Here is a 23,341-nt window from a genome sequence, read left to right on the forward strand (position 1 = left end):
CCCTCCCCCGAGCCTTCACCCGTCGACGCCACTGTCAACGCCGCCTTCGACGCCACCATCGAAGCCACCGTCGCCATCGACGTCGACCGACAGTTCCACCGCCATACGAGTCGCCGCCCCGGGCGCGCTCGCGAGCTCTCGCGGGCAGTGTTGGCGCAGGCTGCCCAGGTCGATCGACAGGTCCCGTCCGGCGGCGGCGCGGACGAGCGCGGCGAACGCGGGGTGTACGGCGGTGCCGTCGTCGGGGTCGTTGTCGGTGACCACGTGGTCGGTGCACAGTTCGCGGCCGGCCGGCCGTACGCCGGCGATCGTCCGCCGGCCCGGGACGGACCAACCCTCGGGGACCGGTTCGGCGAGTGGCAGGCACAGGGCGACCTCTGCCCCGGCGGCGTCGGAGGGGCGTCCCAGGTCGAGCCAGAAGCCGCCGGTGGGTGCGATGCCGTCCGCGTGCAGGCTCGCGTACAGGTCGAGCAGTGCGCCCTCGATCGCGACGTCGGCGTCCACGACCGCGCCGTCGGGGCCCTCGATCACGGGCTCGGTGTCCTCGGGCGTCGCGACGTACTCGACGACGCCGACCCACGCCTGGGCTCCGGTCCGGCGCAGTCGCACGTCGTAGTCCACGTCGGCGCCGGCGAGCACCCGCTCTGCCGCCGCGATCGCCCGGTCCTCGCGTGCCCGTTCGGTTCGGACCGCCTCCCGGCGCGCCCGCAGCGCCTCGTGTGCGGAACCGCCGTTGCCCATCGCGGTGCGGATCGCCGCGAGCGGCACGCCGGCCGCGCGGAGCGCGCGGACCAGACCCGCCTGTTCGAGTTGGCCGATCGTGTACCGGCGGTAGCGCGTGTGCGGATCCACGTCCGCGGGCACCAGCACGCCCTGTTCGTCATACCATCGCAGCGCCTTGACGGTCAGGCCCGTGGCGCGTGCGAAGTCTCCGATGCCGAGGAACATCCCCATCACCTCCCGATCGACCACAGTGCCCTCTCCCGTGACGGGAGGGTCCACCCCAGGGCACCGGGAGGTCCACCGCAGGCGCTCGGGAAGCTCCACCGGCCGGGCACCGGAAGGCCCGACGCAGGAGCACGGGAAGCTCCACCGCGCGGGCACCGGAAGGCCCGACGCAGGAGCACGGGAAGCTCCACCGCGCGGGCACCGGAAGGCCCGACGCAGGAGCACGGGGAGGTCCCGGCCGCAGGGGCGCGCCGCCACGATCGTCGTGATCGCGGCGGGCGCGCGGCCCGGGTCACCAGTCGTCGGGCTCGGTGACGGTCAGCAGGCGGACGAATCTCTCGTAGGACACCTGGCAACTCTCCAGGCGCTCGTAGGTGCGGGCCGACAACGCGACGGGAGCGCTGGGTTCCAGAGCCACGCTCCAGAACCAGCCCGGCGCTCCGGTGGCCCGTCCGATGACGGGCACGAGGTCGACCACCCGGCGACGCAGCCGGTCCAACTCGATACGGCAGGCCCCCGCCGTGACATGGCCCCGAGCGGACCGCGCGAGCACGCGGCCGTTCGGGGCGATGAGCCGCCACCGCACGTGCTGCTCGGCGTCCAGGTGGACGTCGTAGCGCGCGTGCCGTTCCGGCGTACCGTCCGGGGCCCGCGACTCATCCGAAGCGACCGGCGACATAGTCGGCCGTCCGGGGGTCGCGGGGGGTGCCGAAGATCGCGGTGGTGGGTCCGGCCTCGACGATGTGGCCGGGGGTGTTCTCCGCCGCGAGGAAGAACGCACAGTGGTCGGAGACACGTTGGGCCTGCTGCATGTTGTGCGTGACGATCACGATGGTGATGTCGTCGCGCAGCTCGCCGATGGTGTCCTCGATCCGCCGGGTGGAGGTCGGGTCGAGCGCCGAGCAGGGCTCGTCCATGAGCAGCACGTCCGGGTCGACCGCCAGGGAGCGGGCGATGCAGAGACGCTGCTGCTGACCACCGGAGAGCGCGCCGCCGGGTTGCCTGAGCCGATTTCTCACCTCCATCCACAGGCCGGCCCGAACCAGCGAGGACTCCACGACGGCGTCCTTGTCCGCGTTGCGCACGCCGGTCAGCTTCAGGCCGGCGACCACGTTGTCGTAGATGGACATCGCCGGGAACGGGTTGGGCTTTTGGAAGACCATCCCGACCCGCCGCCGGGTCTCGATCGGGCGGCGGGTGGAGTCGTAGATGTCCTCGCCGTCGAGCAGGACCCGGCCCGCGAGTTGGGCGCTGGGCACGAGTTCGTGCATCCGGTTGAGGATGCGCAGGAACGTGGACTTGCCGCAGCCGGACGGCCCGATCAGGGCCGTGACGGAGTTGGCCGCCATCACGAGGTCGACGCGTTCGAGCACCTTGTGGGTGCCGAACCAGGCGCTGACGGCCTCCGCGGTGAGCGTCGAGCCACGCCCGCCGGCGGATTGGGCCGGTAAAGGCTGGGTCTCGGCTGCGGGAGCGAGAGTCGTCGCACCGCTGTCCGGGCTGGTCACGTGCGGAGCCTCCGGGGTGTGGAGTGGGACGGGACGAGAACCGGCGTCAGAGCGTCGCCGGGAGTACGCGAGCGGCGGATTCGTACAGTGCCCACACGACGGCGAGCACGACCGGGGTGCCGAGCAGGAGCGTGACTCGGCGATCGGGATGGCGGCGCAGCGCCCAGGCCAGGACGACGAGCACGAGCGTGAACGCCTGTGCCCACAGCAGCAGTCGCACGCCGGCGTCCGCGTAGCCGCCGGTGCCCTTCTCGTCCGCGCGTAGACCTTGCGGACGGCGGCCCTCCTGGGCCTTGGGGGCGCCCTGCAGTTCGGCGATGACCACGGTGCGACCGCCGGGCCGGATCCACGAGTCGGCGGTGATCAGCACGAGCCGGTTCTCCCGGCCGGGCGCGAGCACGTCGTCCTTGCCGTTTCTCACGTGCCGGCGCTCGATCACCTTGTAGGTGAACTCGCCCTGCTGGGTGGTGGCTTCGATGCGCTGGCCGACGCGCAGCTTGCCGATGTCCCGGAACGGACCGCCGAAGGTGTGTGCGCGGCCCATGATCACGCTGTGTCCGCCCTGGCCGGGCAGGCCGCTGGTGCGCAGGTGTCCGGGTCCCTTGGCGAGCGAGTCCGCGGTGGTGCCCTCGACCACGACCTGTCCGAGGCCGATCGCGGGGATCCGCAACATCGCCACGGGGCTGCCCTTGTCGATGCTGCCGCCGAGCGGGCCGACGTCGCGGTAGAGCTCGTCGGAGAGCCGGTCGGCCAGGATGCTCTGGTCGCGCGCCTGTTGGATGTCGGAGACCACGTACAGGTAGCCGACGAAGCCCGCGATGAGCAGCGCGAGCAGCGCGACCGACGCGCCGGCGATCGTGTACGGGTCGGGGCGCCCCGCACGCGGCTTGCTCGCGCTCGCGGGCGGTCGCGCGCCGGCGCTCGCGGGTGCGCCCGCAGGCGTCGATGCGGCCGCGGGGGCGGTCGCCGGCGCGGTCGCGGGCACCTTGGAGACGGTGTCGGCGGTCATGCGGCTGCCCCCTGGCGACCGATCAGGCGCAGGACGGCGGCCACCGGCGGTGGCCAGTCGCCGGTGCGGCGCTTGTGCCCGAGCGAGAGCAGCACGGGGCAGGCGAGCAGGGCGGCCCCGCTCACGCACATCAGGATCAGCAGCACGACCGCGGACGGGTCGCCGGCGAGCGCGTCCTTGATCACGTTGGCGACCGAGGGAAACGGGTTGTTGTCGGCAGGCGGGGTGGCCGCACCGACGGGGGCGGTGGAGGGCGCGGTCGACGGCGCCGCGGTCGGGGCCGGGGTCGGGTCGGTCGCAGGCGGGGTGTTCGGGTTGCCCGTGTTGCCGGCGCTCGTGCCCGCCGAGGCGCCCGCGTTGTTGTTATCGCCGCCCTGGTCGACCGGCGGCGGGGTGGTGGGCGGCGGCTCGCCGGTCCACTTGGGCGCGGCGGCGATCTTCTGCCGGGCGGCGGCGATCTGCTGCTTCTGGGCGTCGCTGAGCGGGATGTAGCCGGGCGGCAGGCTGCCGGGCTGGAAGCTCCCGGTCTGCACCTGGCCGGCGGTGGCCGCGTAGGCGAGGAAGGCGTCGATCTTGGCCGCCTTGGCGGCGGTGAGCTTGTCCGTGGAGACCATCGCCACGTCGGTGACGGTGAGCGGGTAGGCGTTCGCGACCGTGCTCTGGAAGTCGTTGGTCAGCGTGACTCCGTCCGGCCCCGGCTTGGCGGCGGCGAGGCCGGCGCGCACGGTCGCGGGGTCGGTCGGGTCGACGAAGTTGCCCGCCGCGTTGCGGATCCTGGCCACCGGCGTGCCCATCCGGGTGGCCGCCTCGACCGAGGTGATCGCCATGACGCTGTGGAAGCCGTACTTGTCCTGGCCGTCGTCCTTGGGACCGACATCGGTCATCGAGCGGTTGGTCGGCACCGAGTTGCCCAGCCGGTTGGCGATGTCCTCGTACACCGTCTGCGGCACGTTCACATCGACGAGCATCTCCAGGCGGTTGGTGTACACCGCGAGCGGATAGCCGACGTTGCCCACGCGCCACTCCGCGGGACACACCACGTTGTTCTGGTCCGGTGTGCCCGACAGCCACGCCAGGGTCTCCCGGTCGGAGGCCAGCCACGTGGTCAGCGCCCAGATGGTGTCGTCCTGGACGCCGCGCAGGATCGGGGTCCGGATGTTCCCAGGCCAGTTGCGGGTGTCGTTGATGGCGGTGAACTCCGGGTCCGTCCACAACGACCTGATCGAACCGGGCGTCTGCGGCGCGGCCGGATACGCGCCGGTGATCAGCTTCGCGATCAGACGGGGCGTCAGTTTCATCGACGGAATGGGCAGGTGGGTCTGCACGTCGTCGATGTTGAACGCGAACGCCAGCGCCCCGTTGGTCAGCGGCGCGTACACCGTCTTGGCCTTGTCGCGGATGCCCGGCAGCGGTACCGGACGGGCCTGGTCGAGTGCGCCGCCGATCGGCTGTTGGGTGACGCCGATGTCGACGCCGTCGCTGAGGAAGACCTCGCGACCGCTGGGTCCGGAGCCGGCGCTCACCGTCATATTGACCCCGTTGTTCCGGGCGGAGCACAGACCGAACACCCACGAGGCGCCCGCCTGGGTGAACTCGCCGGAGCCGTTGACCGACAGGTCCGGGTGCTCCATGCCCGGGCACGCGTCGGGCGTGGGTACGAAGGACAGCGGCGTGAACGCGGCCTGCCCGGCGGCGAAGGCCAGTTCCATGTCGGTGTCTCGAGGCGCCAGGGTGTCGCCCAGGAGCACGGTGGACAGGGGGCGGAAGGACGTCGCGGTGCTTGTCTCGTCGGGCATCACGAACACCGCGATCGAGCACGCCTGCCGGTCGGAGCAGCCGAGTTCGGCCAGTTGCAGTGCGGGCCGCACCTGGATCCAGACCTGCCCCGATCCGTCCGCGGCTGTGGGCAGCCCGGTCTGCTTGGTCGCCAACCCCGGTGGCAGCCCGTCCGGTTGGCTGATCTCCTGGCCGTTCTGCGTCCAGCGGGGAGCCCAACAGTCCCGAGGTCGGGGCGTAGTGCCCTTGCACTGCATCACCACGATGCTGTTGGTGCCGGCGGCGAGTGTGAAGCCGGTCCACTTCACCAGGATGCGCTGGTTGACCAGGTTGGCGCTCTGCGACACGGTCACCGCGGGCCGGGCCGGCTCGGCCGCGCCGGCGGACCCCGCGACCACGCTCAGCCAGCCGGCGAGCAGGGCCACGCACAACGCGAGGACGCCGGCGACGGACAGGGCTCGTCCGTCCGGCGAGGCGGCGGATCGTTCGGTGCCCGTCACGGCGACTCCACTTCTTTCGCCCGCGTTCGGGATCGACTCCCGGCGAGGACGACCCGCGCCGATCCTCGCGCGGCGCGGCGGCACTGCGGGAGCGGAAACCGACACGGTGTTCGAAAGTTCGCCTGCGCCGCACGGACCGGACATCTCCCGGTCACCCGACCCGACCGGCTCGACCGGCTCGACCGGCTCAACCGGCTCAACCGACATCGGGCCCACGTCCTCGACCGAGGCGGCTGTACAGGAACGGGGCGCCGAACACGGCCGCCGCGAGGCAGACCAGGGTCAGCGCGTAGAACCACACCGGTGGCAGCGGTGGCGAGTCGCCCGCCTCGACGGATCCCGCGCTCACGGGCCCGCCGTTGCCCTTGTCCCCGCCGGCCACGACCTCGCCGGTGCCCGCGTCGGGCGTACCGCCGCCGCTGCTCCCGTCCCCACCCTGCGCCCCGGGCACGCCCCCGGCACCGGGGTCGCCCGGCGTGGGAGTGGAACTTCCGCTCGGGTTGGCCGAGTTGTTGCTGTTCCCGTTGTTGTTGTCGTTCGTGTTGTTGTTCTGGTTGCCGCCGTTCTGCTGCGGCTGCTGCTGTTGTTGCGACTTCTGCTCCGGCGGGACCCAGGACGGGTCGAAGGTCGGGTTCGGACAGGCGTCGAAGTCGGCCTTCGTCGGCTTGTCCAGGTTCGCCGGCATCACTCCCGGGTCCGGCGCGCCGGGGATCGACTTGATCGCCTCGTAGCCGAAGCTGACCAGCTTGGGCGGCAGCGGTGAGTACCCCAACCTCGGGGCCTGCGCCTGCCCCGCGCACAGGAAGTACTTGATGAACTTGCCGAGCGTCTCACCCTTGGCCTCGTTGAACGAGAACTGCTTGGCGGCCGGCACGATCATGTAGCTGTAGCTGGAGATCGGATACGCGCGCCGATCGGCGTTGGTGTAGACATCGTCGAGGATCTGCGTGCTGTCCGGGTTCAGCCGGGCCTTGGTGAGCGCGACGGCCACCGCGTCGGAGGTGGGCTGGACGTACACCCCGCCGGCGTTCTTGACGGAGGCGACCGGGAACTGGCGTTGGAGGGCGTAGGCGGTCTCCACGTAGGTGATCGCACCGTCGCCGTAGCCCGCCGCGACGTAGTTGGCCACACCCTCGGAGCCCGCCTGCGCCTTGGCGGCGCCCTTGACCGGGAACTCGGAGGTCATCCCGCCGGGGAAGAACGGCCGCCAGATGTCGTTGACCTGGTTGGTCAGGAAGGCGGTGAACTGTGCGCTGGTGCCCGAGCCGTCGGAGCGCACGACCGGGGTGATCGGCGTCGACGGCAGCGAGAGCGCCGGGTTGTCGTCCTTGATCGCCTTGTCGTTCCACAGCTTGATCTGGTTGGTGAAGATCCCGGCGATGGTGCGCGGCGACAGTTGCAGGTTGCGTACCTGCCGGCCGCGGATCTTGAGGTTGTACATGAACGAGGTACCGCCGGCGACGATCGGCAGGTACTTGAACTTGGTGTTCGTACTCGCCAGCGCCGCGAGTTCGTTGGTCGCCTTGCCGGTGCGGTCGACGTAGTTGCCCTGGAAGGGGATCTCCGACACCGCAAAGTCGACGAGGTGTTGGGAGAAGTCGGTGCGTCCGGCGGTGGAGCCGTTCTGGTTGTAGTCGACGGCGAGGCCGCGGGCGGCGACGTCGGCCGCCCACTGCTTGGTCGCGGGCGCGCTCCACGTGGAGCCGCTGCCGTGGATCGCGGCGGCCGCGGACGCGCTGCCGGCGGGCATCAGGGTGAGCGGGACGGCGAGCGCGGACGCCGTGGCCAGTCGTAGCAAGAGCGCGGGAACGCGCCTGATCCTGGTCATGAGGTGGGCTCCGGGGTGAGGGACTTGGCGACGGCGGAGCGCTGCCGCTTGCGACGCCCGGACTCGCCGGGGGTGCGCCCGCCGATCAGGCGCGCGAGGGTGAACAGCACGAGGACGATCAGCAGCAGGGTGACGCCGGCGCCCCACGCGAGGGAATTGAGCTCGTCGCTGGGCGACTTGTAGTTCTCCCAGATGAAGTACGGCAGCGAGTTCTGCACACCGCTGAAGGGGTTCCAGTTCATGCCCGCGCTGCCGCCCGCGACCAGCAGTACCGGCGCGGTCTCGCCGACCACGCGGGCGCAGCCGAGGATGACCGCGGTCACCAGGCCGCTGCGCGCGGTGGGCAGGACCACGTTCCACAGGGTGCGGAACTCCCCGGCGCCCAGCGCCAACGAGGCCTCGCGCAGCCCGTTGGGCACCAGGCGCAGCACCACCTCGGTCGCGCGGGTGACGACCGGCATCATCTCGACGGACAGTGCGAGACCCGCGGCCAGGCCGCAGAAGCCCTGGCCGAGCGAGATGACGAAGAAGGCGTAGACGAACAGGCCCGCGACCACCGAGGGGATCGCGGTCATCGCCTCGACGACCACCCGCACCACGGCCGCGAACCGGCCGCCGACCTCGTTCATGTAGATCGCGGCGGTCATCCCGAGCGGGACGCTCAGGACGATGGCGATGCCCATCTGCTGGAAGGTGCCGACGATGGCGTGTGCGGCGCCGACCGCGACGCCTTCGGTGCTCAGCGCGCTGAAGTGTCGCTGGGTGGCGGTGAAGAAGTCGGCGTGCAGAATCTGGCCGAAGCCCTTGACGAAGACGTACCCGATCACGGTCGCGACCGTGCCGACCATCAGGGCCGCGCCGGTGGAGATCACCGCGCCCGCGACCCGGTCGCTCGCGGCCACCCTGTCCAAGCGCATGCGGGTGGCTGTGGCGTACAGCACCAGGAAGCACACGTACGCGGTGATCAGGTATCCCTGCCAGCCGGTGACCGGCAGGATCCGCCCGTAGAGCACCCAGGCGAGGCTCGCGCCCGCGACCCCCGCGCCGAGCGCGACGCCGACGTCGTCGGGGGCCACGCGGCGCAGCGCCACGCGGGCTTCCTCCGGTGGTCGCGGCGCGGTCGCGGGCGGCGGCGCGTCGGGCCCGGGCCGAACGATCGGCTCGGTGACGGTCATCGTCGTGGATCCCCTCGGTGGTGGGTCTGGTGGAGCCGCTGTTCGGTGTTCAGATCTCGGTGGACTTGCCGCTGCGCGAGCGCGCGACCAGCACACCGGCGACGGTGTTGACGGCGAGGGTGAGGACGAAGAGCGCGAGGCCGGCGGCCATCAGCGCGGAGATCGACTCGTTGTCGGCCTCGCCGTACTTCAGGACGATCAACGAGGAGATCGTCGAGCCCTGGCCGTCGAGGATGCGGAACGAGAAGTCGGTGTTGAACGAGATGATCATCGCGACGGCGATGGTCTCGCCCAGGGCCCGGCCCAGGCCGAGCATGATGCCGCCGATCATGCCGCCGCGACCGAACGGCAGGACCACCGCGCGGATCACGCCCCAGCGGGTGGCGCCGAGCGCGAGCGCGCCCTCCTTTTCCCCGACCGGCGCCTGGCCGAACACCTCGCGGCTGACCGAGCAGCAGATCGGGATGACCATCGTGGACACGACCACGCCGGAGATGAACAGCGACGAGCTGAACTGGCTGTCCACGAAGCGGGCTTTCACGTCGATCGTGCGGATCTCGAAGATCGGCAGGAATTCCAGGTTCGTGGCGAGCCATCGGCTGACCGGGATCAACTGGGGTTGCAGCACGAAGAAGCCGAAGATGCCGTAGATGATGCTGGGCATCGCGGCCATCAGGTCCACGGTCGAGGTGAGCACGCCGCGCAGGCGCCGGGGCGCGAACTCGGTGATGTACAGGGCCGCGGTGAGCGCGATGGGCACCGCGACCACGAGCGCGACGAGCGCGACCAGGACCGTGCCGGTGAGCAGGCCGCGTACGCCGAACGTGCCGGACTTGGGCTCCCACACGTCCTCGGTCAGGAATCCCCAACCGGCCCGATCCAGTGCGCTGCTGCCCTGGTAGAGCAGGTAGCCGCCGATCGCGACGAGCAGCCCCAGGACCAGGATCGCGACGCCGCGCGTGGTCCAGCGGAAGGCGTGGTCGGCCCTGGTCCGGCGTACCACGATCCGCCGGGGCCGATCGATGAGTTCCGGCGACTCGGGTGCGAACACGGGCGGATGTGCCATGGCTGTCGGCTCCTGGAAGCGGGTGGCGAACCGACCTGACCGTTCGTCATGTCGCCCGGCGATCAAGCCGGATGCCCCTCGCCTGGAGACAACCAGAGCGCAGCCCCTCGGCAACTGTCCGCTACGGAAACAACCGGTGCCGAGGGTGTACGGCAGTTGTCGTATCCGTGCCGCTCCGGTTGTGGAGTATCCGGTTTCCGTTACAGGCGCGGTCCGTTCGTGTCGGCGCCTCGTGCGGCCCGGTGCCGTTTCCCTGCCGGACATCCCACGACGATCAAGCCGCCGGCAGCGTTGTCGGCGTCGGCCACTGCGGTCGACGGCCAGCAAATGCCAAGAGAGAGTTGGGACTTCGAATGTCCAGCGTCTTCAGCATGCGCAAGACCGCCACCGTACTGGGCACCGCGACCGCCGCCATGGCGCTCGTCGTCGGCGCCAACGCGTCGGCGAACGCGGCCACTTACGTCAACGCCGGTTCGGACACGCTGCAGAACGTCACCGCGGCGCTTGCGTCGGACTATGCCGCCAACGTGGACCCGGGCGGCAACAACTGGATAACCGTGAACGCCGGCGTCCCGGCCGGTGGCCAGGCCACCGGCAAGGCGGCGTGCAACACCCAGTACGGCACCGGCGCCAACCCGTGGCCGAACGGGTCGAGCGCCGGCATCAACGCGCTGCTGGCCGAGCGCGCCGGTACCAGTGCCAACTGCCTCAACTTCGCGCGTTCCTCGCGTGGCCCGAAGGCCGGCACCGCCGAGACCACGCTCACCTTCGTCCGCGTCGGCGGCGACGCGGTCACCTGGGCCACCAAGAAGGCCGGCGCGCCCGCGAGCCTGACCTCGGCGCAGCTGCACGGCATCTACGACTGCTCGATCACCAACTGGAGCCAGATCAACCCGAGCCTGTCGGGTGCGATCCAGAAGCACATCCCGCAGGCCGGTTCCGGCACCCGCCAGGAGTTCATCGACAAGGTGCTCGGTGGCTTCGACCCGACCTCGGCCGCGAACGGCGCCTGCGCCGCGACCGTGATCCAGACCGCGCAGGAGAACCGCGGCGACGCGCCGCAGATCACCACGACCGACGCGATCATTCCCTACTCGCAGGCCGCGTACGGCGAGCAGACCACCCCCGCGTCGGGCGTGACCAACCACACCAACGGCTTCACCCCGCGCCAGATCGACGGCAAGGCGCCGAACGCGACCGGCTTCGTCGGCAACCGCTCGGTCTACTTCGTCTACGACCCGCTGGACACCGAGAGCGACACCGACACGATCGCGTTCATCAACTGGGCCAAGGCCCCGGCTCAGGTCCCGATCTGGCAGACCTTCGGCTTCGTCGCCTAGTCCTCGCCCGAGCCGAACCGCAAGACGTGACCAGTGGCGGGCCGTCCCGAATCGAGGGATCAGGGACGGCCCGTCCCACGGGCCTTCGGGCCCGTGGCGCAACCTCTTCTCGATGAGCGCGGGGCCCCGCGCGAGAACGGTCTCGGTGTCGCGCGCACGACGCGGCCGCCGAGGAACGCCGGCAGCGGTGGGTTCGCCCTGGACGACACCGCGACGATCGTGTGCACCAGGGGGCCGAGGCTCCGGCGCAGCTCCCGATCCGGGCCTTCCACGGTTTCAGGCCCTGATTGTCGCCGGGTCGACGTGATGCTCCGACGCGGCGGCCTTCCCGATCCGATGTCTCGAGTGTCCTCGCGGCACTGTTCACCCTCCGGTGGCGGATCGCTCATCCATTCGCCATCGCGAGCGCCTGACGTTTCCCTCGCGGATGCCCAACCGGCCGCCGCGTGCTGTTTTGCTCGAACCCACTGACCCCGGAAGGGCATTTCATGAAGCTCCGTCGTCTGCTCGCGCTCACGGTCGCGGTTCCGGCCGCGCTCGCGATCGCCTCCGTGCCGGCCATCGCCACGGACGCCGCTCCCACGTCGCCGGCGACCACCGCGCCGGGCACGATCAAGGTGAGCCCGCTGTACGGCCCGGCCGACGCCACCGGCAAGGCGACCGTCCGCGCGAGTGTGCCGTGCGGCCCCGACGCGACCGCGTTCCGGTTCGTGGTGCGTTCGGAGGGCGCCAACGAGCGGGTCTTCGGTGGCTCGTTCCTGGGCACCCCGCTGCCGGCCGACAAGGTCGCGGACACCGCGGTCGTCGGCCAGCGTGCGCTGTTCCCGGTCGGCTCCGCCACGCAGGAAGGCGTCGCGCACAAGCTCGTCGCCCAGTGCTACACGACCGGCGCCGACGGTGTGTTGACCATCACCGAGCCCGCGTCGGTCGACCTGCGCGTCAACTCCGGTGTGTGGAGCGCGCTTTCGCCCGAGGCCCGGGCGCTGCCGACCAAGATCGGCGCGCTGCGCTTCGGTCTGGTCCTGTTTCGCGGCTTCGCGCCCGGTGAGCACGTGGACGGCGCGGTGCGCGCGGCCGACGGCACCTCCACCCCGGTTTCGCTCCAGCCGCAGATCGCGCCCGACGGCACCTGGGGCGGCGCGCTGCTGACGCTTCCGGCGACCGTGGCCGACGGTTCCTACACGCTCGTGCTCTCCGGCACGAACTCGAAGGCGACCACCTCGGTCGCGATCACCCTCGACTCGTCCCGCCTGTGGTGGTGACGCGGCGTCGGTGACAACGCCTTGGGCCGCCGGGATTCTCCCGGTGGCCCACTTGCGATCCGTCCCCGTTTTCCTTTCTTCTCAACGGAGTTGACCAGATGAGCCTAAGACTCGCGCGCGTGCTGGCATCGTGCGGAGCCGGGCTGCTCGTAATGTCGGCCATGCCGACGCTCGCGGCGGCAGCCGACTCCGGCTCCCCGACACCGACGATCATCGTCGCTCCGGGCACCGGCAAGATCGATACCAAGGTCACGATGAAGGCGACGGTGCCCTGCGCGGAACCGGCCGTCAACTTCCGGTGGACCGTGTCCGGGGGCACGCTCACGACGCCGCGTCTGATCGGTGGCGAGACGGGCGATCCGCTTCCCGCCGATCGCATCCCCGACCGCACCGCACCGATCCGGTTGTTCCTGGCGGCGACCGATCTCACGGGCACCTTCAAGATGACCGCGCAGTGTGTCAGCGAACTCGGCGAGTTGCTGAGTGAACCCGCGTCGGTCGACATCACCACGGCGGACGGACCGGACGGCAAGACGTGGAGCGTGGCCGCTCCGCCCACCTCCGAGCCGCCGACCACCGCGCCGCCGACGACGACGCCACCGACCGGCGAGGACGAGACGCTCGTTCTCGATCCCACGAGTGGTGAGTTGGGGGCACGGGCGAGCATCACCGCCGCGAAGGCGTGTCCTCAGGCAGCGACCAAGTTCCTGTTCATCATGACTCCTCCCGGGGGCGGCTCCGAGATTCGCATCGGCGGATTCTCCCCGCAGCCGCTGCCGGCGGACCGCAAGCCGGCGATTACGCCGAAGCCGATCAACCCGAACGGGGCGGCCGGTGACTACCGCGTCCGGGCCCAGTGCCTGGATGACGCCGGCACGGTCGTGGCGAACGACCTCGCGCGGGTCAACCTGAAGCTCGAGGGGACCACCTGGAAGGTGGTGGCCACGGTCGTCCCGACCGTGGGCTTCGACGAAGAGATCAAGATTCCCGACGCGGCGGGCGTCGAGGTCAACTACTCGCTCTCGTTGACGAACTTCCCCGCGAGTGTCCCGTTCAAGGCCACGGTCACCAAGAAGAACGACACGACCTTCCCTTCGGTCGAGCTGGCCTCGGACCGAACGGACGCACAAGGTCTCTTCACCGCGGTCCGCTCCATCTTCCCGCGGACCGGGGCCACGTGGACCGACGGCGACTACATCCTGACGGTCACCGCGTCCGAGACCGGGCCCAAGGTCGAACGGCCCTTCAAGATCACGCTCGTGCACGCCGGAGCCACCAACGGATCGACGACCGGCACCACGACGGGCACCACCACCGGGACCACCACGGGCACCACGGCCGGAACGACGACGGGCACCACGACCGGCACGACCACCGGGACCACCACCGGCACCACGGCCGGTGACACCACCGGAACCACCACGGGTACCACCACGGGCACCACGACCGGAACGACGACGGGCACCACGACCGGCACGACCACCGGGACCGCCTCCGGCACCAGTTCCGGCACCTCCGCCGGCAGCGGCAACGGGGGCGGCGGTAGCCTCGCGCGCACCGGAAGCCTGCTGGACCCGCGCCTGCTCGGCACCGCCGGCGGCACGCTCCTGATGATCGGCGGCGTCATGTGGTACCGCGCACGCGGCACCCGCAGCGCGCTGCTCGCGGGCAGCGGCACCTTCGGCGACGGCGACGAGGACACTCCCGCGACCGCCTGACACCGAGGGAACACACCGAACGGCCGCCCGCTGTGGCACCGGGGGCGGTGGGGTGAGAAGAGGGGCTCTGTCGCAGCGCACGGGCTGCGACAGGGCCCTTTCCCGTTCCTGTTCCCGGGCCTGCCGGTCTCCCGGATCTCCCGGGTTCCCCTGGCATCCCGTTCGCCCTCGGCTCGCCGTCAGCCGCCGAGCTGGGTCATCACCTCCGAAGCGATCAACTCCAGATGGTCCAGGTCGTCCAGGTCCAGGATCTGGAAGTAGATCCGGGTCGAACCGATCTCGGCGAACCGGCCGATCCTGTCGACCACTTCGCCCGGTGAACCGGCGAGGCCGTTCTCCCGGAGCTCGGCGGGTTCGCGGCCGATCGCCGCGGCACGCCGGGCCACCTCGGCGTCGTCCTTGCCCACGCAGGCCACCAGCGCGTTCGAGAAGACCATGTCCTCCGCCTTGCGACCGTGCTCGGTCAGTGCGCCCCGGACCCGCTCGAACTGCTGCGCGCTGGTGTCCACCGACCCGAACGGGACGTTGAACTCGTTCGCGAAGCGGGCGGCCAGGGCAGGCGTGCGCTTGGCGCCGAAGCCGCCGATCAGGATCGGCGGGTGCGGGTGCTGCGCGGGCTTGGGCAGCGCGGGCGAGTCGGCCAGGGAGTAGTGCCGCCCGTCGTAGCGGAAGGTGTCGCCGACCGGGGTGTCCCAGAGCCCGGTCAGGATGTCCAACTGCTCCTCGAGCCGCCCGAACCTCTCGCGCGGAAACGGGATCCCGTACGCGGTGTGCTCCTGTTCGAACCAGCCCGCGCCGATGCCCAGTTCGACCCGGCCCCCGGACATCGCGTCGACCTGCGCAACCTGGATCGCGAGCACGCCGGGTAGGCGGAAGGTCGCCGCCGTCATCAGCGTGCCCAGTCGGATGCGCTTGGTTTCCCGGGCCAGTCCGGCCAGGGTGATCCACGCGTCGGTGGGACCGGGCAGGCCGTCGCCGCTCATGTGCAGGTAGTGGTCCGAGCGGAAGAAGGCCCCGAAGCCGAGGTCTTCGGTGGCCTTGGCCACGGTCAACAGCGTGTCGTAGGTCGCGCCTTGCTGAGGTTCGGTGAAGATTCGAAGATCCATACGCCCATCCTCTCCCGAGCGCGAGACTCGCACGGGAGCCGGCCACGCGCAGCACACGGAGGCCGAGCAGGCGCACTACACGCGCCCCGAGCGAACGCACCGCACGGAACCGGTGCGGGCCCGGCACGCGCGACGCGATCACGCGAGCCGCGCGGGGAAGGGCACCACATGCGCCGAACCGCGCCGCCGGCGTTGCGGGATCGCGGGGGCGTGCCGATGCGGTCGGCCCGACCAGGTCGCGGTCTCCTCGGCCGCGCGCAGCCGGACCAGATTGCGGAAGACGATCGCCCAGGCCGCCGCGCAGGCCCGGCGCTCGGCGGGCTCCAGCCGCGCCCAGTCCCCGCAGGGGTTGTCCGCCACTCCTTGCCGAGCCAGGAGCGTGAGCACCTTGGCCACTCGCCCGAGCACTCGGGCGGCCCCCGCGATCGGCACACTCGCCGGATCGCCGCCGGGCAACGGAACCACCGTGTCGGCGTCGGGACCCACGATCCGGGCGACGATCTCCCGGGCGTCGCCGAGTTCGTCGGCGACCCGACACAGGCAGCCGCCCCGGTCCGGCTTGCCGCTCCAGGCGTGCACCACCTCCTGCACGGTGTGCAGCGCGAGGGCGACGGCGGCCAGCGCGCGTGGCGTGGAATCGACGGTGGCCAGTTCGTCGTCCAGTTCGGCGAAGGTCTGAATGGTGTGCATGATCGCTCCCTCGTGCGGTGCTCGTCCGGCTCGCCTGCTGTCGGTCCGGTGTGTTCACGACGCCTCCAGGTTGCGCCCGCAGGGCGGACGAATCGCCCGTCACCGAACAATCTGTGGACAACCAAGCGGATTTCGGCGCGGTTTCACTCTCCGGAGTGACGTGCTCCCCCGGTTGTCCACAGGACATCGGCACGCAGAGTGACCGTGTGCCAACCTGATCGTTTCCCGGGAGGGCGCCTCGATCGATTCCCGACCGAGCACCGCGTTCCGGCCGGCCCCCGCCCGAGGCGACCGGCGATCGAGCACACGGCACGAACACACATCAGGGGGTGGTGACATGTCCCGCACCGACGGCGACGGCACGGCGGGCTACACCGTCGACACCGGCGAACTGCACGGTCTGGTCCGGCGCTTGCACAACATCGGCACCGACTACCTCGCGCGCGGCTGCTTCGCCGAGCCCGCCCGGGTCGCGGCCGACACCGCGCTAAGCACCGACGCCCTCGGCTCGCTCCCGGGCGCCGCCGAACTGAGCGACCGGCACCGCCGCGCCTCGGCCCGGATGGTGGACCTCCTCACCGGGATCCGCGCCGAGTTGGCCGCGACCCGGGTCGAACTCGGCCTCACCGCCGACCGGTTCACCGACACCGAGGCCGAGGTCGGCACACTGCTGCGCACGGTGGCGCCGCGATGACCGCCCCCGACGCCGTGGAAGCGTACGCGGCGATCCACGCGGCCCGACCCGGTGCGGTCGGCGCCGCGGCCGACGGTTGGCGCCTGGCCGCCGCCCGGCTGGCCGAACTGCGGGACGCGCTCGCCGAGACCGCCCGGCACGGCACGCGGATCTGGACCGGCGGCGGCGCCGAGCGATTCACCGCCCGCTGCCACGCCTTGGCCGACGTCGCCGATCGACTCGCCGCCCAGGGCGCCGCCTTGCACGAGCACCTCGGCGCGGCGGCCCAGGCCCTGGCCCAGGCCCAGGAGCACGCGTCCGACCCGACGGCCGCGCGAGCCGCCGCCACGCGCCTGGAGGACGTGTATCGCGACCTCGGCGACCGCCTGTGCGCCCTGCCCGACCCACCGAGCCCCGCCGAAGCACCGAAACCCACACCATCGAGCGCGGCCACGACCACCGACATCACCGACCAGACCCCACCCCGCCCATGCACACCGGCCACCACCCCGGCCGCCACCGCTCCCGCTACTCCCGAACCCGCTACTCCGGACCTCACTACTCCCGAACCCACCAGCAGCGACCCCACCACCCCCGCAGCCGACTCCACCCCGACAGCCGCGCCGGACGAGACCGCGCCCCCACCACCCGCCGCTACGACGGCCTCGTGCGAGCCTCCCGAGCGTCCGACTCCCGAGGCCCCCTCGACGCTCCCGCCGACCACAACGACCTCGACGACCACACCGTCTCCGCCACCCCCGCCGCCACCCCCGCCGACCACCCCATTGACCACCTGCATGGCCACCACGACGCCGCCCCCACCACCGCCCGACCTCCCGCCCCCACCCGCGCCGGTGTCCGCGTCCGCTCCACCCCTCCCGCCACCCCCGAGCACCTGCGCGGCACCCCCATACCCGACCACCCCACCGGCCCAGCCCGTCGTCGGCACCCCACTGCCCCACGAGCCCCGCCCGGTGCGCCCGTCCGGAATCGGCCCACACCTCCAACACACCGCACCATCACCCCCGGCCCCGATCGCCCCGGTGACCGGCATCCGGGTCGCACCCGGCCTACACGGCGACGGCAGCGGCAACAACGACGGCTCGACGGCCACCCACGACGCCGCGCACTCCGACCTCGTCCCCGACCTCGTCGGCGGCACCGCTCGCAACGGCACCCCCGCCATCCCCACGTCCCCCACGTGGGTGACCGCCCCCACCACAGCGGGCACCCCCGCCACCCCAACCCCCCGCACCCGCCCCGGCACCCGCTACGCAACCCACCCGGCCGAAGACTGGTGGACCACCCCGCCACCGCCCCAGGCACCGGCCCCGGCCTAACCCGGCCCCATCCCAACTCAACCCAACCCGGCAGCCCCGAACCCGAACACACGAAAGGGCCGCCCCGACCAAGCCGGGACGGCCCTGCACCAAACACACCTACACCTACACCTACACCTATCTACCTACTACCAACGCCTACACCCACACACCCATACACCCGCACACACCCACAACCAACCCCCACCACCCCACGGCCGATCACCGCCGCCCGCGCCCACCGTCCCGCTTGACCGCACGCGGCGCCGGCTCCAGGATCGCCACCGACTCCACATGATGCGTATTGGGGAACAAATCGAACGACCGCACCGACCGCAGCTTGAACCCGACACCCGCGAAGTACGCCACGTCGCGCGCCAGCGCCGCCGGGTCGCAGGCCACATACGCGACCCGTCGCGGCGTCAGCCGCGCGATCCGCTCGACGACCGCCTTGCCCGCACCCGCGCGCGGAGGGTCCAGCACCACGATGTCGGCCCGGCGCAGGAAGCCCGGTCGGCTCAGCACCTTCTCCACCGTGCCGGTCTCGAACCGCGCGCCCGGCACGTCCCGAAGGTTGTGGATCGCGTCCTCGACCGCCTGCTTGGAGCTCTCGATCCCGATGATCGTGTCGCTGTCCGCGAGCCGCTCGGAGATCGCGCCCGCGAACAGGCCGACGCCGCAGTACAGGTCGAGTGCCAGGTCGCCCGGTCGCGGCTCCAGCCCTTCCACCACGGCCTGCACGAGCACGTCGGCCGCGGCCGGGTGTACCTGCCAGAAGCCGCCCGCCGAGACCTTCCAGGTCCGTCCCGCGGCCACCTCGCGCACCGCCGGTCGGCCGTGCACCTTGCGTACCCGGCCCTTGTCGTCGGCCCGGAACACCGACACCGCGCGGTTCAGCTCGACGATCGGCATCCGCCCGTCCGTGCCCTCGGCGGGCACCACGGTGACCGCGCGGTCCAGCGAGCCGGTCGCCGAGACCGCCTCGACCGAGGCGACGCCGGGCCACTCGTGCGCCTCGATGCCCAGTTCCTCGACGCCGGGCGCCGCGATCGGGCAGGAGTCGATCGGCTGCACGTCGTGCGAGCGGTGCTTGCGCAGCCCCGCGCGGCCGGTCGCCGGGTCCACGGTGAACTGCACGCGCGTTCGCCAACCGAGGCCCTCGGGCATCCCGGGCGGGCTGTCCACGCCCTCGACCTCGACGTGTACGTCGACCTTGCCCAGCCGCAACAACTGCTCGGCCACCACGTCCGCCTTGAGCCGGCGCTGCGCGGCGGGCGTGGCGTGCTGCCAGTCGCAGCCGCCGCACATACCGGGGCCGGCCACCGGGCACGCGGGGGTGATCCGGTCCGGCGAAGCGGCCAGCACCTCGACCACGTCACCACGCAGGAAGCGCGACGTGGGCCCGCCATCGGTGATCTCCACGACGGCCCGCTCGCCCGGGAGCCCGTGCCGGACGAAGATGACGCGGCCCTCGTGGCGGGCCACGCAGTGCCCACCGTGAGCGACCGGGCCGATCTCGACCTCGTACCGCTCACCCCGCAGGGACTGGTCCGATTCGGGGGTGGTCGATCCGACAGGCACGGCACTCCTCATACAGCTCAGCTCGCACAGACATCGACAAGAGTTTCGGTGATCCCTCGGCCGGCGGCGCCTGACGGCGACGCCCGGGGACGACACGACGACACAAAGAAAGCGCCTCACGGCGGTGGGCGCGGTTCCAGGGTAGTCCCTACCCGAAGAACCCGCGCCCACCGTCGTGCCCCACACCCATGCCCCACGCCCATGCCCCGAATCAACCGGCCCGCACGAGCCGACTCAGGAACCCGACCCCGATCCCGACTCCCCCGCCGACCCGCCCGACCCGCCCGCTCCGCCCGACCCGCCCGACTTGGTCGGTCCGCCCGACTTGCTCGTTCCGCCCGACCCCCGCCGACCGTCCCCGGCGCGCGGCGTGCGCGCCGGTCCACGCCGTACCGAACCGGGGGCGACCCACGCCTTCGGCTCCTTGAGCCGCTCGGACGACTCCAACTGCCACGGCACCGATGTCACCATGACCCCCGGCGTGAACAGCAGTCGGCCCTTGAGTCGCAGCGCGCTCTGGTTGTGCAGGATCTGCTCGTACCAGCGCCCGACCACGTACTCGGGGATGTACACGTTCACCACGTCGCGCGGGCTGGACCGGCGCACCGACTTCACGTACTCGATCACCGGTCGGGTGATCTCGCGATACGGCGAGTCGAGCACCTTGAGCGGCACCTCTATCCCGCGCTCGTCCCACTCTCGCCGCAGCGCCTCGGTCTCGGCCGGGTCGACGTTGACGGTGACCGCCTCGACCACGTTGGGCCGCGAGTAGCGCGCGTATGCCAGGGCCCGCAGCGACGGCTTGTGCAGCTTGGACACCAGCACGATCGCGTGCACGCGCGAGGGCAGCTTGGTGTCGTCGATCTCGACCGCCGCGAGTTCGGCGGCGACCCGGTCGTAGTGCCGGCGGATCTGCTTCATCAGCAGGAACAGCACGCCCATCGCCGCGATCGCGATCCAGGCCCCCTGGGCGAACTTGGTCACCAGCACGATCACCAGCACCGTGCCGGTCATGAACAGACCGAACGCGTTGATCACCCGGCTGCGCATCATCCGACCGCGCGCGGCCGGCTCGGTCTCGGTCTTCAGGTGCCGGGTCCAGTGCCGGATCATGCCCGCCTGGCTCATCGTGAAGGACACGAAGACGCCGACGACGTAGAGCTGGATCAGCTTGGTGGGCTCGGCGTCGAAGGCGATGATCAGCACGATCGCGAACGCGGCCAGCATGATGATGCCGTTGCTGAAGGCGAGCCGGTCGCCGCGCGTGTGCAGTTGCCGGGGCAGGTAGCGGTCCTGGGCCAGGATCGAGCCGAGTACCGGGAAGCCGTTGAACGCGGTGTTCGCGGCCAGGATCAGGATCAGACCGGTGACCGCGAGCACGAGGTAGAACAGCGGCGACGCGAACGTGCCGCCGAAGACCGCGTCGGCGACCTGGGCCACCACGGTCTTCTGCTCGTAGTCGGCGGGCGCCCCCTGGATCTGACTGGCCGGGTCCTCCGCGAACCGCACCTTCGTCATGTTCGCCAGCGCCAGCATGCCCATCAGCATGGTCACCGAGATGGTGCCCATCAGCAGCAGCGTGGAGGCCGCGTTCTTGCTCTTGGGCTTGCGGAAGGCCGGTACGCCGTTGCTGATCGCCTCGACACCGGTCAGCGCCGCACAACCGGAGGAGAAGGTACGCAGCAGCAGGAACACGAGCGCGAAGCCGCTGAAGCTGTCCTCGGCCTCGATGTGGAACCCGGCGCTCTCGGCCTCCATGTCCGCGCCGGTGGCGCCGCGGATCAGGCCGAACAGGGTCATCCCCAGGATGGCGGCCATGAACGCGTAGGTGGGAACCGCGAAGAGCTTGCCCGACTCGCGGACGCCGCGCAGGTTCATCGCCATCAGCAGCAGCACCAGACCGACCGCCAACAGCACCTTGTGTGATTGCAACGCGGGCACCGCGGAGGCCATGTTCGCCACCCCGGAGGAGACCGACACCGCCACCGTCAGCACGTAGTCGACGAGCAGCGCGCTGCCGACCGTCAAACCGGCGTTGGGACCCAGGTTGACGCTCGCGACCTCGTAGTCACCGCCGCCGCTGGGGTAGGCGTGCACGTTCTGGCGGTAGGAGGCGACGACGGTCAGCATGACCACGACGACGGCCAGACCGACCTTCCACGAGAAGTGGTAGGTCGCCATTCCCGCCATGGAAAGGGTGAGCAGAATCTCGTCCGGCGCGTAGGCGACGGAGGACAGTGCGTCGGAGGCGAAAATGGGCAACGCGATGCGCTTCGGCAGGAGCGTCTCGGACAGCTTGTCGCTGCGCAGGGCTCGGCCGACAAGGATGCGTTTGGACAGATCGGTCAGTCTTGACACGCAGGTGATCGTAAGCCCATCGACTTTCGCCGGGCCGGGGGCATGCCGCAAGGCTCCCACGTGTAACGTCTCGGCGAGGTCTGCCACCCTGGTAACACCACAAACGAGCATCAGACCGGGCACAACGGACCAAATCCGGAAGGACGGCCGTGCACATCGTCATCATGGGCTGCGGGCGCGTGGGATCCACGCTGGCCCAGACGCTCGAGGAGCTGGGGCATTCGGTGGCCGTCATCGACCGCGATCCCTCGGCGTTCCGCCGGCTGGGGTCGCACTTCTCCGGCCGCCGGATCAAGGGCATCGGTTTCGACCAGGACACCCTGCGCGAGGCCGGTATAGAAGAGGCCGGCGCGTTCGCGGCGGTCAGCAGCGGTGACAACTCGAACATCATCGCGGCGCGGGTAGCCCGCGAGACGTTCGGCGTGGAGAACGTGGCCGCGCGAATCTATGACCCTCGGCGCGCCGAGGTGTACGAACGCCTGGGCATCCCGACGGTGGCCACGGTCCGCTGGACCGCGGACCAGATGTTGCGCCGGCTGCTGCCCAGCGGCGCCGAGCCGCTGTGGCGCGACCCGTCCGGGAGCGTGCAGCTTGCCGAGGTGCACGTGAACTCGACGTGGGTGGGTCACCGGATCACCCGGCTCGAACAGGCGTCGGGCGCGCGCGTCGCTTTCATCACCCGTTTGGGCGAAGGCATCCTGCCGACCTCCGAGAGCGTGATCCAGGAGGGCGACCTCGTGCACGTGGTCATGCACCAGGCGGATGTGGCCGCCGTCGAGGCGGCCTTCGAGAAAGCGCCGGAGGAGAGCTGATGCGGGTCGCAATCGCGGGCGCGGGTGCGGTGGGTCGCTCGATCGCGGCCGAGTTGTTGGAGAACGGCCACGAGGTCCTGCTCGTCGACAAGGCACCGGACGCCATCAAGGTGGACAGCGTGCCGCAGGCCGAGTGGCTGCTCGCCGACGCGTGTGAGATCTCCTCGCTCGACGAGGCCGCGCTGCAGCGCTGCAACGTGGTGATCGCCGCGACCGGCGACGACAAGGTCAACCTGGTCGTCTCGCTGCTGGCGAAGACCGAGTACGGCGTCCCGCGTGTGGTCGCCCGGGTGAACAACCCGAAGAACGAGTGGCTGTTCAACGAGGCGTGGGGCGTGGACGTCGCGGTGTCCACGCCGCGCCTGATGTCGGCACTGGTCGAAGAGGCGGTCAGCGTCGGCGACCTGGTCCGCCTGATGCGGTTCAGCCAGGGCGACGCCAACCTGGTCGAGCTGACCCTTCCGGGCGACGCCGCCCTCGTCGGCACGCGCGTCGGTGACGTGGCGTGGCCCGAGGACACGGCGCTCGTGACGATCATCCGCGAGGGCCGGGTGCTGGTACCCGGCAAGGACGACTCGCTCGAGGCCGGCGACGAACTCTTGTTCGTCGCGGCGCCGCACCGCGAAGAGGAACTGGAGGAGCTGCTGTCGGCCTGACCGACGGCGCCCTCGA

At 71.0% G+C, this 23,341-nt stretch carries 19 protein-coding genes; 7 read left to right on the plus strand and 12 right to left on the minus strand.

Features of this window, described 5'->3' with window-relative positions; translation table 11 throughout:
* Nucleotides 1–15: 15 nt before the first annotated feature.
* The 8 genes from ACIBSV_RS06450 to pstC form a co-directional block, all read right to left on the minus strand.
* The gene (locus ACIBSV_RS06450; protein ID WP_395859832.1) at nt 16–948 is read right to left on the minus strand and encodes a MerR family transcriptional regulator; all 933 of its coding nucleotides are present in this window, start codon (nt 946–948) and stop codon (nt 16–18) included.
* A gap of 292 nt (nt 949–1,240) precedes the next feature.
* Nucleotides 1,241–1,627: a hypothetical protein gene (locus ACIBSV_RS06455; RefSeq protein WP_355529452.1), complete on the minus strand. Its 387-nt coding sequence runs from the start codon at nt 1,625–1,627 to the stop codon at nt 1,241–1,243.
* Nucleotides 1,605–2,321: a phosphate ABC transporter ATP-binding protein gene (locus ACIBSV_RS06460; RefSeq protein WP_395859937.1), complete on the minus strand. Its 717-nt coding sequence runs from the start codon at nt 2,319–2,321 to the stop codon at nt 1,605–1,607. Before ACIBSV_RS06460 ends, ACIBSV_RS06455 begins: the two co-directional genes overlap by 23 nt.
* Nucleotides 2,322–2,502: 181 nt before the next feature.
* The gene (locus ACIBSV_RS06465) at nt 2,503–3,465 is read right to left on the minus strand and encodes a sortase (protein ID WP_395859833.1); all 963 of its coding nucleotides are present in this window, start codon (nt 3,463–3,465) and stop codon (nt 2,503–2,505) included.
* Nucleotides 3,462–5,741: a hypothetical protein gene (locus ACIBSV_RS06470; RefSeq protein ID WP_395859834.1), complete on the minus strand. Its 2,280-nt coding sequence runs from the start codon at nt 5,739–5,741 to the stop codon at nt 3,462–3,464. Before ACIBSV_RS06470 ends, ACIBSV_RS06465 begins: the two co-directional genes overlap by 4 nt.
* Before the next feature lie 196 nt (nt 5,742–5,937).
* A complete protein-coding gene (pstS, locus tag ACIBSV_RS06475; protein WP_395859835.1) occupies nt 5,938–7,569 on the minus strand; it encodes a phosphate ABC transporter substrate-binding protein PstS in 1,632 nt (543 codons plus the stop codon).
* Nucleotides 7,566–8,744, minus strand: coding sequence for a phosphate ABC transporter permease PstA (gene pstA / locus ACIBSV_RS06480; protein WP_395859836.1), 1,179 nt, complete (start codon nt 8,742–8,744; stop codon nt 7,566–7,568). Before pstA ends, pstS begins: the two co-directional genes overlap by 4 nt.
* A gap of 49 nt (nt 8,745–8,793) precedes the next feature.
* Nucleotides 8,794–9,810, minus strand: coding sequence for a phosphate ABC transporter permease subunit PstC (gene pstC, locus ACIBSV_RS06485; RefSeq protein ID WP_395859837.1), 1,017 nt, complete (start codon nt 9,808–9,810; stop codon nt 8,794–8,796).
* Nucleotides 9,811–10,181: 371 nt separating this feature from the next.
* Here pstC and ACIBSV_RS06490 point away from each other — a divergent pair, with 371 nt between their 5' ends.
* The 3 genes from ACIBSV_RS06490 (at nt 10,182) to ACIBSV_RS06500 (ending at nt 14,130) form a co-directional block, all read left to right on the plus strand.
* On the plus strand, nt 10,182–11,150 hold the full coding sequence (locus ACIBSV_RS06490) for a PstS family phosphate ABC transporter substrate-binding protein (RefSeq protein WP_395859838.1): 969 nt from the start codon (nt 10,182–10,184) through the stop codon (nt 11,148–11,150).
* Between the two features lie 488 nt (nt 11,151–11,638).
* Nucleotides 11,639–12,412, plus strand: a complete 774-nt coding sequence (locus ACIBSV_RS06495; RefSeq protein ID WP_395859839.1) for a hypothetical protein — start codon at nt 11,639–11,641, stop codon at nt 12,410–12,412.
* A gap of 98 nt (nt 12,413–12,510) precedes the next feature.
* Entirely contained in the window at nt 12,511–14,130 is a 1,620-nt protein-coding gene (locus ACIBSV_RS06500) for a hypothetical protein (protein ID WP_395859841.1), read from the plus strand.
* A gap of 179 nt (nt 14,131–14,309) precedes the next feature.
* Here ACIBSV_RS06500 and ACIBSV_RS06505 read toward each other — a convergent pair whose 3' ends face one another.
* Both ACIBSV_RS06505 and ACIBSV_RS06510 read right to left on the minus strand, forming a co-directional pair.
* Entirely contained in the window at nt 14,310–15,236 is a 927-nt protein-coding gene (locus ACIBSV_RS06505; RefSeq protein ID WP_395859842.1) for an LLM class F420-dependent oxidoreductase, read from the minus strand.
* 138 nt (nt 15,237–15,374) lie between these two features.
* Nucleotides 15,375–15,926, minus strand: a complete 552-nt coding sequence (locus ACIBSV_RS06510; RefSeq protein WP_395859843.1) for a hypothetical protein — start codon at nt 15,924–15,926, stop codon at nt 15,375–15,377.
* 337 nt (nt 15,927–16,263) lie between these two features.
* Between ACIBSV_RS06510 and ACIBSV_RS06515 the strand changes: the two genes are divergently transcribed.
* The gene (locus ACIBSV_RS06515) at nt 16,264–16,620 is read left to right on the plus strand and encodes a hypothetical protein (protein WP_395859844.1); all 357 of its coding nucleotides are present in this window, start codon (nt 16,264–16,266) and stop codon (nt 16,618–16,620) included.
* Nucleotides 16,617–17,939 (plus strand): hypothetical protein, encoded by a 1,323-nt coding sequence (locus ACIBSV_RS06520; protein WP_395859845.1) that lies wholly within the window; start codon nt 16,617–16,619, stop codon nt 17,937–17,939. The genes ACIBSV_RS06515 and ACIBSV_RS06520 overlap by 4 nt, the downstream gene beginning before the upstream one ends.
* Nucleotides 17,940–18,140: 201 nt before the next feature.
* On the opposite strand, the gene ACIBSV_RS06525 is transcribed toward ACIBSV_RS06520, so the two are convergent.
* A complete protein-coding gene (locus tag ACIBSV_RS06525) occupies nt 18,141–19,511 on the minus strand; it encodes a class I SAM-dependent RNA methyltransferase (RefSeq protein ID WP_395859846.1) in 1,371 nt (456 codons plus the stop codon).
* Between the two features lie 222 nt (nt 19,512–19,733).
* Entirely contained in the window at nt 19,734–21,857 is a 2,124-nt protein-coding gene (locus ACIBSV_RS06530) for an APC family permease (RefSeq protein WP_395859847.1), read from the minus strand.
* Between the two features lie 149 nt (nt 21,858–22,006).
* Here ACIBSV_RS06530 and ACIBSV_RS06535 point away from each other — a divergent pair, with 149 nt between their 5' ends.
* Together ACIBSV_RS06535 and ACIBSV_RS06540 are read left to right on the plus strand one after the other, a co-directional pair.
* Nucleotides 22,007–22,669 carry an NAD-binding protein gene (locus ACIBSV_RS06535; RefSeq protein ID WP_395859849.1) on the plus strand — a complete coding sequence of 221 codons (663 nt, stop codon included), beginning with the start codon at nt 22,007–22,009 and terminating at the stop codon, nt 22,667–22,669.
* Nucleotides 22,669–23,325 (plus strand): TrkA family potassium uptake protein, encoded by a 657-nt coding sequence (locus ACIBSV_RS06540; protein ID WP_078974936.1) that lies wholly within the window; start codon nt 22,669–22,671, stop codon nt 23,323–23,325. Before ACIBSV_RS06535 ends, ACIBSV_RS06540 begins: the two co-directional genes overlap by 1 nt.
* Nucleotides 23,326–23,341 lie beyond the last annotated feature (16 nt).

The organism is Embleya sp. NPDC050154, assembly GCF_044460165.1.
GTDB lineage: Bacteria > Actinomycetota > Actinomycetes > Streptomycetales > Streptomycetaceae > Embleya.